The following is a 17,926-nucleotide window of genomic DNA, read 5'->3' on the forward strand; positions in this document are numbered from 1 at the left end:
GTTCAGGCTCATGGCATTCATTTTCGCATGGCGTATATCATTCTATGTATTGTGTTTGTATAAGTTTTAGTCATGTCATTGACAATATAAAAGCAGCTGTACAACTAACAACGGATCTAATACCAAAGACACTACAAATCATCGGTGTTTACATCGCCTGCTTTGCGCGACACTGGTGATATCAGTTCAATGGAGCGTCCCATGACCGCCAGTGCCGAAAAATACACTCGCCAAACCTTGCTCGACGTCCAGCCGTTGACCCCAAACCTGTTTACGCTGCGAGCCACAAGAGATCCGGGTTTTCGTTTCAGGGCCGGTCAGTTCGCTCGGCTAGGCGTCACCAAAGCCGATGGCAGCACGGTCTGGCGCGCCTATTCAATGGTGTCGTCACCGTATGATGAATTTCTCGAATTTTTCTCCATCGTGGTGCCGGGCGGTGAGTTCACCAGCGAACTGAGTCGACTGGAGGTAGGTGATACCTTGCTGGTCGACCGCCAGGCCTTTGGTTATTTGACCCCGGACCGCTTTGTCGATGGGCGTGACCTCTGGTTGTTATCCACAGGCACCGGCATTGCCCCGTTCCTGTCGATCCTGCAAGACTTCGAGGTGTGGGAGAAGTACGAGCGCATCATCCTCGTCTACAGTGTGCGCGAAGCCCGGGAGCTGGCGTACCAGACGCTGATTGCGGAGTTGGGAGCGCGTGATTATCTGGCCGAATACGCCCATAAATTGCAGTTCATCGCCACCGTCACTCGCGAACAACACCCAGGCGCCCTGAACGGACGAATCACCACGCTGATCGAAAACGGCGAACTGGAGCGGGCCGCAGGCGTGGCGCTGACACCTGAGCATTCGCGGGTCATGCTCTGCGGAAACCCGCAGATGATCGATGACACGCGCAAGCTGCTCAAGCAGCGGGACATGCACCTGAGCCTCAGCCGACGCCCAGGCCAGGTGGCTGTGGAAAACTTCTGGTAAAAAAACGGCGCCTCAAGGGCGCCGTTTCTGTTTAGAACCAGCCTTCAGGGCCGATTGTTCTGAGCCTTGAGCAGATCGCGGATCTCACTCAACAACTCTTCTTCCTTGGTTGGAACCGGCGGCAGTGTTGGGGCCGCGGCCTCTTCGCGCTTCAGTTGGTTGATCGCTTTGATCCCCATGAAAATCGCGAACGCGACGATGACGAAGTCAATCATGCTCTGGATGAATTTGCCGTAGGCCAGCACCACGGCCGGGGCATTGCCTTCGGCAGCCTTGAGCGTAATGGCCAGATCACTGAAGTCCACCCCGCCGATCAGCAAGCCAATGGGCGGCATGACCACGTCGCCGACAAACGACGTCACGATCTTGCCGAAGGCGGCGCCGATGATGATACCGACGGCCATGTCGATCACATTACCTTTGACCGCGAAGGCCTTGAACTCACTTATCACGCCCATAGGTTATTCCTTGTTACAGATGAGGTTGGTGAACGCAGTGTAATTCAGCAAAACGGCTCTTGCTCGAAACACCTCATTACAATGCTTGTGACTATCGACCTGTCTGCCGACAATAAGTTTGCAAAGTGCCAGCAATCGCGCGCGAAATACGCGCTAACTGACTGATTAGCGACATAAATATCTGAATCATCACGTTGCGTTTTTTCTATTTAAGTTTTGCCGGTTCGGCCTCTAGCCTCGGTTCAGCGCACTGGGAGTGCGCCTTGAAAACAGAGGAACCTGATATGACTTCTACACTTGGCCTTGGGGCCTTTCCCCAATGGCGTACGCTTGGCGTATTAACCGCCAGCCTGCTGTCCTTCTCCGTCCATGCTGACAACTTGACCCGTGATAATGGCGCTGCCGTGGGCGATAACCAGAACTCACAAACGGCAGGTGCCACAGGCCCGGTGTTGTTGCAGGACGTGCAACTGATCCAGAAGCTGCAGCGCTTTGACCGTGAACGCATTCCTGAACGTGTGGTGCATGCTCGTGGCACTGGCGCCCACGGCACCTTCACCGTGACCAATGACCTGAGCGACCTGACCAAGGCGAAAGTGTTTGCTGGCGGTCAGAGCACACCGGTGTTCGTGCGTTTCTCCGCCGTCGTTCATGGCAACCATTCGCCGGAAACCCTGCGCGACCCACGTGGTTTCGCTACCAAGTTCTACACCGCCGACGGCAACTGGGACCTGGTGGGAAACAATTTTCCGACCTTTTTCATCCGTGATGCAATCAAGTTTCCAGACATGGTCCACGCGTTCAAACCTGACCCGCGCACCAACCTCGACGATGATTCGCGGCGATTTGATTTCTTCTCCCATGTCCCTGAAGCCACTCGCACCCTGACCGAGTTGTATTCCAACTCGGGTACACCGGCCAGTTATCGGGAGATGGATGGAAACGGTGTACATGCGTACAAGTTAGTTAATGAAAAAGGCGATGTGCATTACGTGAAGTTTCACTGGAAGAGTTTGCAGGGGATTAATAATCTCGATCCTGAGTCGGTGTCGAAAGTTCAAGGGAAAGATTACAGCCATATGACCAATGATTTGGTTGCTCATATTAACAAGGGTGACTTTCCGAAATGGGACTTGTACGTTCAGGTTGTAAGCTCACAAGACTTGTACAAATTTGATTTCGATCCATTGGATGCGACGAAGATCTGGCCTGGAGTTCCTGAACGAAAAGTTGGACAAATGGTCCTGGATCGTAATCCTTCGAATGTCTTCCAGGAAACCGAACAAGTGGCGATGGCTCCGGCCAATCTGGTTCCCGGTATCGAACCTTCGGAAGATCGCTTACTGCAAGGGCGAGTGTTCTCCTATGCCGATACTCAACTCTATCGCCTGGGTGCCAACGCACTTCAGTTGCCGATCAATGCGCCAAAAGTTGCCGTGAATAACGGCAATCAGGACGGTGCGATGAACATCGGCCACAGCACCACAGGCGTGAACTATCAGCCAAGCCGTTTGATGCCCCGCGAAGAGCCGAAAACCGCGCGTTACAGCCAATCGGCACTGACGGGCAGCACCCAGCAGGCGAAGATCCAGCGCGAGCAAAACTTCAAGCAGGCCGGTGATCTGTATCGCTCCTTCAGCAAAAAAGAGCGCAGCGACCTTATCGAGAGTTTTGGCGATTCGCTCGCGACAACCGATGACGAGAGCAAGCACATCATTCTGTCGTTCCTCTACAAAGCCGACCCGGAATACGGGACCGGCGTGACCAAAGTGGCCAAGGGTGACCTGAGCCGGGTCAAGGCGCTGGCGGCCGACCTGGTCGACTGACGGCGTTTTCCTGAAATGCGGGACCTCCGGTGAGGTCCCGTCGGGCCAAGGAGTTTGCGATGCGTATTTATCTGTTTGTATGGCTGGCGTTGCTCTCGACCAGTGCCTTTTCCACCACACCCGACGACTCTGCGGCGCTGTCTGCTCAACTGCAGGATTACTACTTTGACGCCGCCCGCCGTGGCGATGTGCCCATGCTCGACACGTTCATTGAGGCTGGATACTCACTCGATACTCGCGACAGCAAGGGCTACACCGCGCTGATCCTGGCGGCCTATCACGGCCAGGTCGCCGCAGTAGAGCGTTTGCTCGCCGCCGGCGCGGATGCCTGTGCTCAGGACCAGCGAGGCAACACGGCATTGATGGGGGCGATTTTCAAAGGGGAGGTACAGATTGCCCGGACTTTACTATTGGCCAATTGCAGCCCCGACCAACGCAACGGCGCGGGGCAAACGGCGGCGATGTACGCCGGATTGTTCAAGCATGCCGAACTGCTCGACGCACTCAAGGCCAAAGGTGCGGATCTGGAGTCTGAAGATCCATTGGGCAACAGTGCCACGCGTCTGGCCAGCGGCGAAATCCGTATCGCCGCGCCGCGCTGATCGGCGTCAGCTGAGCTATCATCGCGGTTTTTGCCGGGAGTTCAGATGGCCAAGGCCAAACGCATGTACGGCTGCACCGAGTGTGGCTCAACCTTCCCCAAGTGGGCCGGCCAGTGCGGCGAGTGCGGTGCCTGGAACACGCTGACCGAAACCATGGTGGAAAGCGGTGGTGCCGCCGCCCCGAGCGGGCGTACCGGCTGGACTGGCCAACAGGCCCAGATCAAGACTCTGGCCGAAGTCAGTGTCGAAGAAATCCCGCGCTTTTCCACAGCCTCCAGTGAACTCGATCGAGTGCTGGGCGGTGGCTTGGTCGACGGTTCGGTGGTGCTGATCGGCGGCGACCCTGGCATCGGTAAGTCGACCATCCTGTTGCAAACCTTGTGCAACCTCGCCAAGAGCATGCCGGCGCTGTACGTCACCGGTGAAGAGTCGCAGCAACAAGTGGCCATGCGCGCCCGCCGGCTGGGCTTGCCGCAGGACCAACTGCGAGTGATGACCGAAACCTGCATCGAAACCATCATCGCCACGGCCCGGGTGGAAAAGCCCAAGGTCATGGTGATCGACTCGATCCAGACGATCTTCACCGAACAACTGCAATCGGCCCCGGGCGGCGTCTCCCAGGTGCGCGAGAGTGCGGCCTTGCTGGTGCGTTATGCCAAGCAGAGCGGCACCGCGATTTTCCTCGTCGGTCACGTAACCAAGGAAGGCGCCTTGGCCGGTCCCCGTGTGCTGGAGCACATGGTTGATACCGTGCTGTATTTCGAAGGCGAATCCGATGGGCGTTTACGTTTGCTGCGAGCGGTCAAAAACCGTTTCGGCGCGGTCAACGAATTGGGTGTGTTCGGCATGACGGACAAGGGGCTGAAAGAAGTCTCTAACCCGTCGGCGATTTTTCTCACACGCGCTCAGGAGGAAGTCCCTGGCAGTGTGGTCATGGCGACATGGGAAGGGACGCGGCCCATGCTGGTGGAAGTCCAGGCCCTGGTGGATGACAGCCATTTGGCCAACCCGCGCCGGGTCACGCTGGGGCTGGATCAGAATCGCCTGGCGATGTTGCTGGCGGTTCTGCACCGTCATGGTGGCATTCCGACCCACGATCAGGACGTGTTTCTCAACGTGGTCGGTGGTGTGAAGGTGTTGGAGACCGCGTCTGACCTGGCCTTGATGGCGGCTGTCATGTCCAGTTTGCGCAACCGGCCTTTGCCACATGATCTGCTCGTGTTTGGCGAAGTCGGCCTGTCCGGCGAAGTGCGCCCGGTGCCAAGTGGTCAGGAACGCCTGAAAGAAGCCGCCAAGCACGGCTTCAAACGCGCCATCGTGCCCAAGGGCAATGCACCGAAAGAGGCGCCGCCGGGGTTGCAGATTATTGCCGTTACCCGTCTGGAACAGGCCCTCGACGCATTGTTCGAATAACCCACAAATCCCTGTAGGAGCCAGGCTTGCCCGCGATAGCGACCTGTCATTCAACGATGATGTTGAAAGTAAAGCCGTCATCGCGGGCAAGCCCGGCTCCTATAGGGCATAGCGCAATCGGTTCAGGCTTCGATCAGGGCGCCCAGCTCTCGTTCCAGCTCTTGCGGGTCCCCCAGGTTGAGTTCGATCAACCGCCGCAGGCGCTCGATGGATTCCAGGCTGATGTGTTTGCAGACGAAGCCGAGTTGGCCATGGTCATCGTGGGTCAGTAGCACATCCATCTTGATCGCAACTTCAGGCGTCAGATGAATATCAACGCAAAAGTGATGCTCCGGATTGCCCAGCCACGGCTCGGGCTTCTCGACCAACAGCCCCTTGAGCGACAGATCAATCAACTTCACCTGCCAGATGTCTTCGTCCTGGCGCAGTACGGTTTGGGCATCGAACGCGATACGTTTGAAGCGGCGACGGTCGGCGGCGTGTTCGCTCATGGCGCAATCCTCGGAAAGGTACGCTGACTATAGACCTGCATTATTAAAGCGCTGCCAGCGCAGGCGGGCGTCTAGACCAATGTCGGGGTATGGCCTTTGCCGTCAGGAGAGCTAAACTCGGGGTGGCTGTCTTTCTTGTCCACTCTGGCTGGAATCATAAAATGAAAAATAATAATAGCCTGCTACGCCATTTACCCTGGCTGCTGCTGGCAATCGTCGGTGCGTGCGCCTTGGGTGTGGTGGCATTGCGCAGAGGTGAGGCGATCAACGCCTTGTGGATTGTGGTCGCTGCCGTGGCCATTTATCTGGTCGCGTATCGCTACTACAGTTTGTTCATCGCGAACAATGTGATGCAACTCGACCCGCGACGGGCCACCCCCGCCGTACTCAATAATGACGGTCTGGACTACGTTCCGACCAACAAACACATCCTCTTCGGTCACCACTTCGCAGCCATCGCTGGCGCGGGGCCGTTGGTCGGGCCAGTGCTGGCGGCGCAGATGGGGTATCTGCCCGGCACATTGTGGCTGATCGCCGGCGTGGTGCTGGCCGGTGCGGTTCAGGACTTCATGGTCCTGTTCATGTCCACCCGCCGCAATGGCCGGTCCCTGGGCGACATGGTCCGTGAGGAAATGGGCCGCATCCCCGGCACCATCGCCCTGTTTGGCTGCTTCCTGATCATGATCATCATCCTCGCGGTGCTGGCACTGATCGTGGTGAAAGCCTTGGCCGAGAGCCCTTGGGGCATCTTCACGGTGATGGCAACCATCCCGATTGCGATGTTCATGGGCATTTACATGCGCTACATCCGCCCGGGTCGCATTGGCGAAATCTCCGTGGTCGGCGTGGCGTTGCTGCTGGGTTCGATCTGGCTCGGTGGGCAGATTGCCGCTGATCCGGTGTGGGCCAAGGCGTTCAGTTTCACCGGGATCCAGATCACCTGGATGCTGGTCGGCTACGGTTTTGTCGCGGCGGTACTGCCGGTGTGGCTGATCCTGGCACCCCGTGACTACCTGTCGACCTTCCTGAAAATCGGCACCATCGTGGCGCTGGCGATCGGCATTCTGGTGACCATGCCCGAGCTGAAAATGCCCGCGCTGACCCAGTTCATCGACGGCACCGGCCCGGTGTGGAAGGGCGGTCTGTTCCCGTTCCTGTTCATCACCATCGCCTGTGGCGCGGTCTCGGGTTTCCACGCGCTGATCTCTTCCGGCACCACGCCGAAGCTGCTGGATAACGAAGTCAATTCCCGTTACATCGGTTACGGCGCGATGTTGATGGAATCCTTCGTGGCCATCATGGCCATGGTTGCCGCCTCGGTGATCGAGCCGGGTGTGTACTTCGCCATGAACAGCCCGGCTGCCGTAGTCGGTGGTGACATCGTAGCGGTCGCGCAAACCGTCAGCAGCTGGGGCTTTGCGATTACCCCGGAAGCCTTGCAAGCGGTGGCCCATGACATCGGTGAAACCACCATCCTGGCCCGTGCCGGCGGTGCACCGACCCTGGCGGTGGGGATCGCGCAGATCCTGCACAGTGTCCTGCCGGGTGAAAACACCATGGCGTTCTGGTACCACTTCGCGATCCTGTTCGAAGCGCTGTTCATCCTGACGGCGGTCGATGCCGGTACCCGTGCCGGTCGCTTCATGCTCCAGGATTTGCTTGGCTCCTTCGTGCCGGCCTTGCGCCGTACCGAGTCCTGGACCGCCAACCTGATCGCTACCGGCGGTTGCGTGGCGATGTGGGGCTGGTTGCTCTACCAAGGCGTGATCGACCCGTTGGGCGGGATCAACACCTTGTGGCCGCTGTTCGGTATCTCCAACCAGATGCTGGCCGGTATCGCGCTGATGCTGGCAACCGTTGTGCTGATCAAAATGAAACGCCAACGCTACATCTGGGTGACCATGCTGCCGGCCGTCTGGCTGCTGATCTGCACCGTGACGGCGGGTTTCATCAAGCTGTTCGACGCCAATCCGGCCATCGGCTTCCTGTCGCTGGCGAAGAAATACAGCGATGCGCTGGCCAATGGTCAGCTCCTTGCCCCGGCCAAGGACATCACGCAGATGCAGCACGTGATCTTCAACGCCTACACCAACGCAACGCTGACAGCGCTGTTCCTGTTCGTGGTCTTCAGCATTCTGTTCTACGCACTCAAGGTCGGCATTGCCGCCTGGGGTACCAAAGAGCGTACGGATAAAGAAGCGCCATTCCAGGCCCTGCCGGACGCGTAATCGAGGATTGCAAACATGTTCAATGACCTGAGTCGCCTCGGTAAATACCTCGGTCAGGCCGCGCGCCTGATGGTCGGCATGCCCGACTACGACAACTACGTCGAGCATATGCAAACCAAACACCCGGACAAACCGGTAATGAGCTACGAGATGTTCTTCCGCGAACGCCAGGAAGCTCGTTACGGTGGCAAGGGTGGGCCGAAGTGCTGTTGATCCGGTTGTCGGCTTAACAGCAATACCTGTGGGAGCGAGCTTGCTCGCGATGGCGGAATTTCAATCAACAGTGATGTTGAATGTTAAGCCGCTATCGCGAGCAAACTCGCTCCCACAGTTGTTTTGTGTTGATACTTTAATTTTGTGAGTCAGGAGATCCAGTTTGTCCTCTCCCATCCCGGTAACAATCCTCAGCGGCTTCCTCGGCGCTGGCAAGACCACGCTGTTGCGCCACCTGCTCAAAGCCGAGCACGGGCTGAAAATCGCCGTGATCGAAAACGAATTCAGTGATGCCGGTATCGACACCCAGCTGTTGGGCGACGAGCCGGTACAAGTCATGACGCTGTCCAACGGCTGCGTCTGCTGCACCATCCACACCGACCTGACCAAAGCGCTGTACCTGTTGCTCGAACGCCTGGACAGCGGCGACATCGCCTTCGATCGCCTGGTGATCGAATGCACCGGCCTGGCCGATCCGGCGCCAGTGGCGCAAACCTTTTTCATCGATGAAGAGCTGCGCGAGCGCTACATCCTCGACGGCATTATTACCCTGGTGGACGCGGCGCACGCCGAGACTCACCTGACCCAAACCATCGCCCAGGCGCAAATCGGTTTCGCCGACCGCTTGCTGGTGAGCAAGCGTGATCTGGTGGACGAGCCGACGTTCACCGCATTGAGTGAGCGTCTGACCCGCATCAACCGACGAGCACCGATTCGCGTGGTCGATCACGGCCAGATCGACCTGGCCGAATTGCTTGACGTGCGTGGTTTTAACCTGAATGCCGACCTCGGCGGTGGCGTGAGTTTGCGTCCGGTGAGCCAAGCGCCTTCCATCGACCGTATCTCCAGCCTGGTGCTGCGTACTGATCAGCCACTGGATATCGACAAACTCAGCGAGTTCATGAATGAGCTGCTGGAGGATCACGGCAAGCAGTTGCTGCGCTACAAAGGCGTGTTGAACATTGCTGGCGAGCCGCGACGCATGGTGTTCCAGGGTGTCCTGAAGTTGTACGGATTCGACTGGGACACGGAATGGGCAGAGGGCGAGGCGCGGGAAAGCGTAATCGTGTTTATTGCCGATGATTTGCCGGAAGAGAAGATTCGGGAGGGTTTTGCGCGGGTGGCGGCGAAGCCCTGATATTTTCGGTGGTTGAAAGAGCCTCTTCGCGAGCAGGTCGAATCGTCGCAGCTGCTCGCGAAGGCGATTTACCCGGCAACACAATTCTGACTGAGTGGCAGTTCCGAGCTCAGCAACATATTTTCCAGATGATCCAGATGCTGATTCAGCAAGGCGACCGCCAGCTCCTCATCGCCACTCTCCACCGCCGTCAAAATTCGCTGATGCACCCGCCAATCGAAATAACCCTCCAGCCATCCATTAAACTGCGCAACTGCCAACGCAGTCCGCGGCACCAGGCTGTCCAGAAAATGCGCCAAAGGAGCATTCCCAGCCATTTTCGCCAGCTGTAAATGAAACTCCCCCGACAACCGAATCGCCGAACCACGCTGGGTACTTTCGCGCTCGCTGTCGATCAACGCTCCCAGGCGTTTTAACGCGTGCGGGCACGGGTGCTGACAGGCCAACCGCATCAGCGTGATCTCGGCCAGCCGCCGTGCATGCAGCGTTTGCCGGACCTGCTCGACATCAAGCGCAGCGACACGGGGCCGATGATTCGCCCGAAGGACGATGATCTGCTGATGAGCCAATCGCGTCAGCACACCCCGGATATCACCGCGTCGAGCGTTGAATATCTGCGCCAGGCTTTCTTCGGTAAAACGACTGCCCGCATCAAGGCGCTGTTCGAGAATCGCATCGAAAACCCGTGAATACAGATTCTCCTCTCGGTTGGGAAAGGGCAGGGCAACAAGCGTCTGCGGTGAAGCGAAGCTGTTCATGGCCGGTCTCCGGTTCCAATGGTTTTAACTGCCGAGGTTGTCTTCCGGTATGTTCAATTCGATGCCCATTCGCCGTCCTTCGCGAAGGATGTGGCGACGCATTTCGGCACTGGCCTGTGCGCTGTTCTTGCTACGGATGGCGCGCACCACGGCTTCGTTTTCTTCAAGACGTTCGGCCAGGTGTTCCGGCGAGTTGCGCAGCACTTGCGCGCTTTGCTTGAGTGCGTTACTGGTCTGCTGCACCACGCTCTGGAAAATCGGATTGGACGTCAGCGTGAACAATTCTTCGTGGAAGGCGATGTAGGCGTTGACCCCGGCCTCGGCGTCGTTGGCTTCCAGCGCTTCGCGCATGTCCATCAGGGTCAGGCGCAGTTGCCCGACTTCCTTGCTGCTGATCGACTGCGCCACCAGACCGACGATGAACGGCTCAAGGGTGTAGCGCAGCTGCAGCACGTCTTCCAGGCTCGCGCCGGCCACTGCGCTGTCGTGGCTTTGGCTGTCGCCGAGGTGGGCGTCGAGCACCACCACGCCTTTGCCCGGCATTGAACGCACCAGGCCGAGGGTTTCCAGTACGATCACGGCTTCGCGCAGGCTCGGACGGCTGATGCCCAGTTGTTCGGCCAGTTCACGCTGTCCCGGCAACATCTCGCCGGAGCGCCACTGACCACGGGCCAGTGCGGCCCGAAGTTTTTCTACGACTGAATTGACGACCGTTGAAGTGGTAATCACGGTTTGCTCCATGGATAAAGGCAAGGGAGCCCGCCGTCTGGCAGGCGCCCACTTGATTCAAAATTCCTGCTGGTGCGCCGGCGTGACCGGTTTTCTCGGCTGGAAGGTATAACCCACCTGACCGGAAAGCACCTTGTTCGCGCGCTGGATATCGATGTCTTTCTCCCAGCGGGCGATGGCCACGGTGGCGACGCAGTTGCCGATCAGGTTGGTCAGCGCCCGGCCGATGCCCATGAACCAGTCCACCGCGAGCACCAGCACCAGGCCAACCACCGGAATCGCCGGGATCGCCGTCAGGGTGGCCGCCAGAATCACCAGCGCTGAACCGGGAATCCCGTGGGCACCTTTGGAGGTGATCAGCGACACCAGCAAAATGGTCAGCAGGTCAGTCATGGCCAGCGGCGTACCGGTGGCGTTGGCGATGAACACGATGGCGAGGGTCAGGTAAATCGAGAAACCGTCGAGGTTGAACGAGTAACCGGTCGGAATCACCAGCCCGACCGTCGAGCTGCCGATGCCCAGATGCTCAAGCTTGCGCATGATTTGCGGCAACACGGCGTCTGACGAAGCGGTGCCCATGACGATCAGCAGTTCTTCGCGCAGGTACTTGAGCAGCGGCCACATACGCAGGCCGGACAGGCGCATCACCAGGCCGAGGATCAGCGACACAAAAGCGGCGCACGTCAGGTAAAACAGGCCGACCAGGCTGCCCAGATGCTGCAGCGAATCCAGGCCATATTTGCTGGTGGTGAAGGCTATTGCGCCAAACACGCCGATCGGCGCCAGGCGCACGATCATGCCCATGATGCGGAAAATGACGTGGCTCAGTTCATTGATCAGTCGGGAGATGCCCGAGGCCGCTTCGCCCACCAGGTTCAACGCGCTGCCGAACAGCACCGAAAACAGCAGCACCTGCAGGATGTTGTTGTCGGCGAAGGCGCCAATCACCGAGGTCGGGATCAGGTCCATCAGGAATTGCGTGGTGGTGTGCATGTGCTGGCCGCGCTGGGCGATGTCACCCATGTCGGCAGCGGAGAGCTGATCCAGATGAATGTTCGCGCCACTGCCGATGCCGGTGCTGAAGGCGAACACCAGGCCGATCACCAGGGCGATGGTGGTCAGCACTTCAAAGTAGATCACCGACTTGAGGCCAATGCGCCCGACTTTCTTCAGGTCGCCGGCACCGCTGATGCCACTGACCACCACACAAAACACGATCAGGCCAATGAGCATCTTGATCAGCTTGATGAAGCCGTCGCCGAGGGGTTTGAGCTGGGCGGAGTATTCGGGAAGGGTCAGCCCGCAGACGATGCCGAGCACCAGTCCGAGAACCACTTGAAGGAAGATTGAACGCGAGCACCATCTGAGCATGGGAGGAATCCTGGTCGGTGTCCTGGCTGCCGTGCGCGAGGCGCATCAAATTCAGGACTTAATTATTGTGGTCTTACCGGTATGTCCAGTGCAGGCGCAGTCTAGGCGCAGGTTTCGGGTGATCGCAAGTGAAAAATGCGTCAGCGGCATGACCGGTCTTACCAGTTGCGCGGAATGCCCCGATCTTGAGCCTTTTTCGGCCCTAGAAAAAATCACGGGCGAAAAAAAACCGGCCATCGCTGGCCGGTTTTCATCTTGCGGGTCTAACGGTGCAATTAAGCGCCGTACACCGGCAGCTTCTTGCAGATGGCCTTGACCTTCTCACGAACAGCGTCGATCACCGCTTCGTTGTTCAGGTCAGCCAGGATGTCGCAGATCCAGCCGGCCAGTTCCTTGCACTCGGCTTCCTTGAAGCCACGAGTGGTCACGGCCGGAGTGCCGAAGCGCAGGCCGGAGGTGACGAACGGGGAGCGAGGGTCGTTTGGCACGGAGTTCTTGTTCACGGTGATGAACGCTTTGCCCAGAGCGGCGTCGGCGTCTTTACCGGAGATTTCCTGCTTGATCAGCGACAGCAGGAACAGGTGGTTCTTGGTACCGCCGGATACCACGTCGAAACCGCGCTCGATGAACACTTCGGCCATGGCCTGAGCGTTCTTCACCACTTGTTGCTGGTAGGTCTTGAACTCAGGCTGCAGCGCTTCCTTGAAGCAGATCGCTTTAGCGGCGATCACGTGCTCCAGCGGGCCACCCTGGGCGCCCGGGAATACGGCGGAGTTCAGCTTTTTCTCGATGTCGGCGTTGGCGCGAGCCAGGATCAGGCCGCCACGTGGACCGCGCAGGGTCTTGTGCGTGGTGGTGGTCACGACGTCAGCGAATGGCACCGGGTTCGGGTAGACACCAGCGGCGACCAGACCGGCCACGTGGGCCATGTCGACGAACAGGTAAGCGCCCACTTTGTCAGCGATTTCGCGGAAGCGCGGGAAGTCCAGAATCTGCGAGTAGGCAGAGAAACCGGCCACGATCATTTTCGGCTTGTGCTCAACCGCCAGACGCTCGACTTCGTCGTAGTCGATCAGGCCGTTGGCGTCGATGCCGTACTGGATGGCGTTGTACAGCTTGCCGGAGGACGAAACGCTGGCACCGTGGGTCAGGTGACCACCGTGGGCCAGGCTCATGCCCAGGATGGTGTCGCCAGCCGACAGCAGGGCCAGGTAAACGGCGCTGTTGGCTTGGGAACCGGCGTGCGGTTGTACGTTGGCGTAATCGGCGCCGAACAGTTCCTTGGCACGGTCGATAGCCAGTTGCTCGACAACGTCAACGAACTCGCAACCACCGTAGTAGCGCTTGCCCGGGTAGCCTTCGGCGTACTTGTTGGTCAGTACCGAGCCTTGAGCCTCCATCACCGCTGGGCTGGTGTAGTTTTCCGAAGCGATCAGCTCGATGTGTTCTTCCTGGCGCTGAGCTTCTTGCTCCATGGCGGCAAAAAGGTCGGCGTCGTACTTGGCAATAGTCAAATCACGGCTGAACATGGCGGTCCTCAAGGATCGGGGGCAGAAAAGGGGGGCATTCTAACCCAACCGCTTTTAGAAGGGATATGAAACGCAGTCAGGTTGTGGATAAGCGGGCTTCAAGCAGCAAGCCACAAGCTACAAGTAAAAGCCGATTCGCTCTTGGTTGTAGTTTGCCACTTGAAGCTTGCAGCTTTCTTCATGTTTGACTGATTGGAACTGTCAGCTCCAATCAGTCAAACATGAAGAGCGCATCATTGCTGAACTGCGCCTCAAACCGGGCAGGCGGCATCGGCCGGCCGAACAGATACCCCTGAACCTCATCGCAACCATGCTCACGCAGGAAGTCAAGTTGTTCGTGGGTTTCAACGCCCTCGGCAATTACCGCCAGATTCAGGCTGTGAGCCATGGCGATGATCGCCCGGGCGATTTGTGCGTCCTGCTCACCGGATGGCAGGCCATCGACAAACGTGCGGTCGATTTTCAGCACGTCGATTGGGAATTGCTTGAGGTAGTTGAGTGATGAATAACCGGTGCCGAAGTCGTCGACCGCGATGCTCAAGCCCAGATTTTTCAACCCGGCAAGAATCTGCATCGCCTCGCTGACTTCACGCATCAGGATACTTTCGGTCAGTTCCAGCTCCAGGCACGCTGGCGGCAGGCCGGTGTCCTTGAGGATATTGGCGATACGCGTGCCCAACTGGCCGTCAGAGAACTGCCGCGCCGAGATGTTCACCGACACCTTCGGCACACGGACCTTGGACTGGTGCCAGGTCTTGAGCTGACGGCAGGCTTCGCCGATCACCCAGTCGCCGACATCCACCACCAGGCCGAGCTCTTCGAGCACCGGAATGAAGTCCCCCGGCGGCACCAGTCCGCGTCGCGGATGACGCCAGCGCAGCAAGGCTTCGGCACCGGTCAGGCGTTTACCGTCGCCGCTGAACTGCGGTTGGTAATACAGCACGAATTCGTTCTGTTCCAGGGCGTGGCGCAAGTCGCTTTCCAGCTCCAGGCGTTCCAGGGCGCTGGCGTTCATGTCCGCCTGATAAAACTGGAAGTTATTCTTGCCGCGTTCCTTGGCGTGGTACATCGCCGTGTCGGCGTTCTTCATCAACTGACTGAGTTCGTTGCCGTCCTGCGGGCTCAGGGCGATGCCGATACTGGCCGTGACGAAGAACTCGCGCCCCTCGAGCACAAAGGGTTTCACCAGGCTGGCGAGAATCTGTTCCGCTACGTGGATCGCCCGGTTCAGCGCGATTTCACGATTGACCTTCGGCTGCAGCAGCAAGGTGAATTCATCGCCGCCCATGCGTGCCACGGTGTCGTCATCGTCGACGCAGCCGAGCAGGCGCGTGGCCATTTCCTTAAGCATGCGGTCGCCAGCGGCGTGGCCCAGCGAGTCGTTGATCGGCTTGAAACGGTCGAGGTCGAGGAACATCAAGACCACCCACGACTTCTGCCGTTCCGCCGATTGCAGCGCGGTGTGCAGGCGATCCTGGAACAGTGTGCGGTTGGGCAGGTGAGTCAGGGCGTCGTAGTAGGCGAGGCGGTGAATCCGCTGTTCACTGGCCTTGCGTTCGCTGATGTCGCTGAAGAAGCACACGTAACTGGCCAGGTCGCCTTCGTCATCGAGTACCGCCGTGATACCGACCCAGGCCGGGTAGTGTTCGCCGCTACGGCGTTTGAGCCAGACTTCACCTTCCCACGTGCTGTTCTGATGAAGTTGCTTGAGCACGTAGCGCAGATGCGCTTCCTGCTGCTCGTCGACGGTCAGGATGTTCGGCAACTGGTCGAGCACCTGTTCCACGGCGTAACCACTGACGCGACTGAACGCTTCGTTGGCCTGAACGATGTAACCGGCCGGGTCGGTGATCAGGATCGCCGAGGTCGAGTGCTCAAATACCGTGGCCGCCATGCGCAGGTCTTTCTCGGCCCGGCGCTGCTGGCTGATGTCGCGACCGACACCGAGCACGCCTTCGAAGGCACCGTGTTCGTCCCAGACCAGCACCAGCCGCAGCTCGATGGGAATCTTGCGACCGTCGGCCCGCAGGCAATCGAACAGGAACAGTTGGGTCTGCACCTGGCTGCGCAACAGCGCCAGTTGCTCGGGTTTATCCAGCGCTTTGCTGACCCGGTCCATCAGGGTGAATATGCCGGTCAGTTGTTGCGGGTTGGCGACGATCGATTGCCAACCGTTCTGGAAGATCCAGTCTGAGTCATAACCCAGCACGGCTTGCACCGAGGGGCTGACGTAGTTGAGCGACAGCTTGCTGTCGGTGGAGAAAATCACGTCGCTGATGCTTTCGGCGAGCATCCGGTAACGCTGCTCGCTGTCGCGCAACGATTCGCTGGCTTCGATCTGGTCGGTGATGTCCTTGGCCACGCCAATGATGCGCGTGACTTGATTGTGCTTGTCCCGTGCCAGGGCCTGTTCACGAATCTCGAATCGCCGCCATTTGCCGTCGCGATGACGGAAGCGCAGCTGGCACTGCATCAATTGACTGTAACCCGCCTGGCGCTGGATCTGGCGCGAACGGTGGTAGAAATCGGCGTCTTCGGGGTGCAGCAGGATTTCCCAGAAATACTCACCCATTTGATGCAGTTCGGTGCGGTCGTAACCCAGGGTCTGGCCCAAGTGGTGGTTACTAAAGATCATCCGCTGGCTGATCACGTCCTGCACGTACAGGTGATCCGGCACGGTGCGCACCACATCGGACCAGAACCCTTCACGTTCCAGCAGCGACAGCTCGATCAGCTTGCGGCTGGTGATGTCGGTGATGCTCAGGATCACCGCTTTATAGTCGTCCTGATCGGCCGGCAGGCGCAGAACCAGCCACAAATGCTGATCACGCTCATTGGCGCCCTGCAATTTGATTTCCAGCTCCAGCTGGTTTTGCTGGTTGAGCACCGCTTCAAGCACTTGATTGCCGATGGCGGTGCCGTCCAGCGGATTGCCATTGATCAGCAGGTTCCAGGCTTGATCGCAGGAATTGACGTTAAGCAGTTGCAGGGCAACCAGGTTGACCTCGGTGATGCGCAGCTCCTGAAGCAGTTGCCGTCGTTGTTGCGGATTATCAAGCCAGGCCTGCAATTGTTCGCTGCTGTTCAGCTGCGCCTTGTCGAAAACGCTCTTGAGCCCGGAAACATCGAGAACACAGAGTGCAACTCCCGTCCCTTCGAAAATGTCCTGATAACGTCGACGGCCTTCATGCACCTGGCGTTGCCGCCGGCGCATGTTCAGCAGCGCGATGAATGGCAGTAACGAGAGCGCCAGGCCCAGCAGGCATTTGCCGATGAAGGCCGGCAGCAAGTCTTCGAGCACCCGTTGCCGATCGAACAACCCACGCAGCTGCCAGTCGCTGCTGCTCAGGGGAACGGTCAGCACACTGCTGGCCAGTTCATCTGGCGTCAGCACGGTTGGCGTACTTGACGGCAATGCATCATCGCGGCTGATGATCTGGCGATTGACGCGGTTCTCCACCAGCCACAGCGGGCGGATGCCGGCTTCGTTTTGTTTGGTCAGGGCCGAGAAAAAGGTCGGTGTCAGACGCAAGGCCCAATAGCCTCGCGTGCTGCCGCTAGCCTGATGCAATAGTAGATGCACCATGGAGCCGTCATCGGCATTACTGAAATAGTGCGCCTGGGCGTGACTGCGCCGCACCAGTTCACTCAGGTAGTCGGCGTCCTGACTGTCAGTGGCACTGTCGCTGATAATTTTTCCGGAGGGACTGAGCAGCGCCAGGCTGCGCAATTCGGGCAATGACTGCTGCAGTTTGCGCAGCAACGCCTGTTGTTCGTCGGCACTTTGCGGTTGCTCGACGATCGGTAGCAGGTTAAGGGCGATCTGGGCGTTGAGCGCCATGTTCAGGCTGATTTGCGCGGCCAGGTCGGCGGTGTAATCGATGGTGTATTGGCGTTGGTGTTTCTGGGTTTCGCGAAGTTGATCCAGCAACTGCCAGAACAGCAGCGCGAGCAGTAACAGGACGAGGGTGGCCAGTGCGCCTTTCAAGGTTCCACGCAGGGGCGAGCCGGTCGCAGGACTGGGGGCGCTCACGGGAACTGGCGGGGTGGCATTAGGCAAACTGGAATCCTGCGGTTTGACTGGACTGGCGCGACGTGCACTATAAGCCTGACGCCCGAAGGGCGGCTAGCATGCCTTGAGTTGTGGCTAAGTGCCAGCCCCTGTCGGCTGGACTGCCTTCCGTCATTCAGG

The 17,926-nt window shown here is 58.7% G+C and carries 14 protein-coding genes; 7 read left to right on the forward strand and 7 right to left on the reverse strand.

Annotated elements, in window-relative coordinates; genetic code table 11:
- Nucleotides 1-201: 201 nt before the first annotated feature.
- Nucleotides 202-978 (forward strand): ferredoxin--NADP reductase, encoded by a 777-nt coding sequence (locus tag J2X66_RS26680; RefSeq protein WP_310270649.1) that lies wholly within the window; start codon nucleotides 202-204, stop codon nucleotides 976-978.
- A gap of 44 nt (nucleotides 979-1,022) precedes the next feature.
- Here the strand turns inward: J2X66_RS26680 and mscL are convergent, their stop codons facing one another.
- Nucleotides 1,023-1,436, reverse strand: a complete 414-nt coding sequence (gene mscL, locus J2X66_RS26685; protein WP_310270652.1) for a large-conductance mechanosensitive channel protein MscL — start codon at nucleotides 1,434-1,436, stop codon at nucleotides 1,023-1,025.
- Between the two features lie 284 nt (nucleotides 1,437-1,720).
- Between mscL and katB the strand changes: the two genes are divergently transcribed.
- Genes katB through radA form a run of 3 tightly spaced genes read left to right on the forward strand, consistent with a single transcriptional unit; the run spans nucleotide 1,721 to nucleotide 5,277 of the window.
- Nucleotides 1,721-3,262, forward strand: coding sequence for a catalase KatB (gene katB, locus J2X66_RS26690; protein WP_310270655.1), 1,542 nt, complete (start codon nucleotides 1,721-1,723; stop codon nucleotides 3,260-3,262).
- A 59-nt stretch (nucleotides 3,263-3,321) separates the two neighbouring features.
- Nucleotides 3,322-3,864: an ankyrin repeat domain-containing protein gene (locus tag J2X66_RS26695; RefSeq protein WP_310270657.1), complete on the forward strand. Its 543-nt coding sequence runs from the start codon at nucleotides 3,322-3,324 to the stop codon at nucleotides 3,862-3,864.
- A gap of 45 nt (nucleotides 3,865-3,909) precedes the next feature.
- Nucleotides 3,910-5,277 (forward strand): DNA repair protein RadA, encoded by a 1,368-nt coding sequence (gene radA / locus J2X66_RS26700; RefSeq protein ID WP_008040321.1) that lies wholly within the window; start codon nucleotides 3,910-3,912, stop codon nucleotides 5,275-5,277.
- A gap of 122 nt (nucleotides 5,278-5,399) precedes the next feature.
- Here the strand turns inward: radA and J2X66_RS26705 are convergent, their stop codons facing one another.
- Nucleotides 5,400-5,768, reverse strand: a complete 369-nt coding sequence (locus tag J2X66_RS26705) for a PilZ domain-containing protein (RefSeq protein WP_310270662.1) — start codon at nucleotides 5,766-5,768, stop codon at nucleotides 5,400-5,402.
- 161 nt (nucleotides 5,769-5,929) lie between these two features.
- Here J2X66_RS26705 and J2X66_RS26710 point away from each other — a divergent pair, with 161 nt between their 5' ends.
- The 3 genes from J2X66_RS26710 to yjiA all read left to right on the forward strand — a co-directional run bounded on the left by J2X66_RS26710 (nucleotide 5,930) and on the right by yjiA (nucleotide 9,347).
- Nucleotides 5,930-7,996 (forward strand): carbon starvation CstA family protein, encoded by a 2,067-nt coding sequence (locus tag J2X66_RS26710; RefSeq protein ID WP_310270665.1) that lies wholly within the window; start codon nucleotides 5,930-5,932, stop codon nucleotides 7,994-7,996.
- 15 nt (nucleotides 7,997-8,011) lie between these two features.
- A complete protein-coding gene (locus tag J2X66_RS26715) occupies nucleotides 8,012-8,209 on the forward strand; it encodes a YbdD/YjiX family protein (RefSeq protein ID WP_007895266.1) in 198 nt (65 codons plus the stop codon).
- Between the two features lie 163 nt (nucleotides 8,210-8,372).
- Nucleotides 8,373-9,347 (forward strand): GTPase, encoded by a 975-nt coding sequence (gene yjiA / locus J2X66_RS26720; RefSeq protein ID WP_310270669.1) that lies wholly within the window; start codon nucleotides 8,373-8,375, stop codon nucleotides 9,345-9,347.
- Nucleotides 9,348-9,415: 68 nt separating this feature from the next.
- On the opposite strand, the gene J2X66_RS26725 is transcribed toward yjiA, so the two are convergent.
- The 5 genes from J2X66_RS26725 to J2X66_RS26745 all read right to left on the reverse strand — a co-directional run bounded on the left by J2X66_RS26725 (nucleotide 9,416) and on the right by J2X66_RS26745 (nucleotide 17,794).
- Nucleotides 9,416-10,105 (reverse strand): GntR family transcriptional regulator, encoded by a 690-nt coding sequence (locus J2X66_RS26725; RefSeq protein WP_310270671.1) that lies wholly within the window; start codon nucleotides 10,103-10,105, stop codon nucleotides 9,416-9,418.
- Between the two features lie 24 nt (nucleotides 10,106-10,129).
- A complete protein-coding gene (locus J2X66_RS26730) occupies nucleotides 10,130-10,834 on the reverse strand; it encodes a FadR/GntR family transcriptional regulator (protein ID WP_027924218.1) in 705 nt (234 codons plus the stop codon).
- A gap of 57 nt (nucleotides 10,835-10,891) precedes the next feature.
- Nucleotides 10,892-12,205, reverse strand: a complete 1,314-nt coding sequence (locus J2X66_RS26735) for a C4-dicarboxylate transporter DctA (RefSeq protein ID WP_310270674.1) — start codon at nucleotides 12,203-12,205, stop codon at nucleotides 10,892-10,894.
- A gap of 275 nt (nucleotides 12,206-12,480) precedes the next feature.
- On the reverse strand, nucleotides 12,481-13,734 hold the full coding sequence (glyA, locus tag J2X66_RS26740; protein ID WP_310270677.1) for a serine hydroxymethyltransferase: 1,254 nt from the start codon (nucleotides 13,732-13,734) through the stop codon (nucleotides 12,481-12,483).
- 211 nt (nucleotides 13,735-13,945) lie between these two features.
- Nucleotides 13,946-17,794, reverse strand: a complete 3,849-nt coding sequence (locus J2X66_RS26745) for an EAL domain-containing protein (protein WP_310270679.1) — start codon at nucleotides 17,792-17,794, stop codon at nucleotides 13,946-13,948.
- Nucleotides 17,795-17,926 lie beyond the last annotated feature (132 nt).

The sequence above is a fragment of the Pseudomonas sp. 3296 genome (assembly GCF_031456615.1).
GTDB lineage: Bacteria > Pseudomonadota > Gammaproteobacteria > Pseudomonadales > Pseudomonadaceae > Aquipseudomonas > Aquipseudomonas mucoides.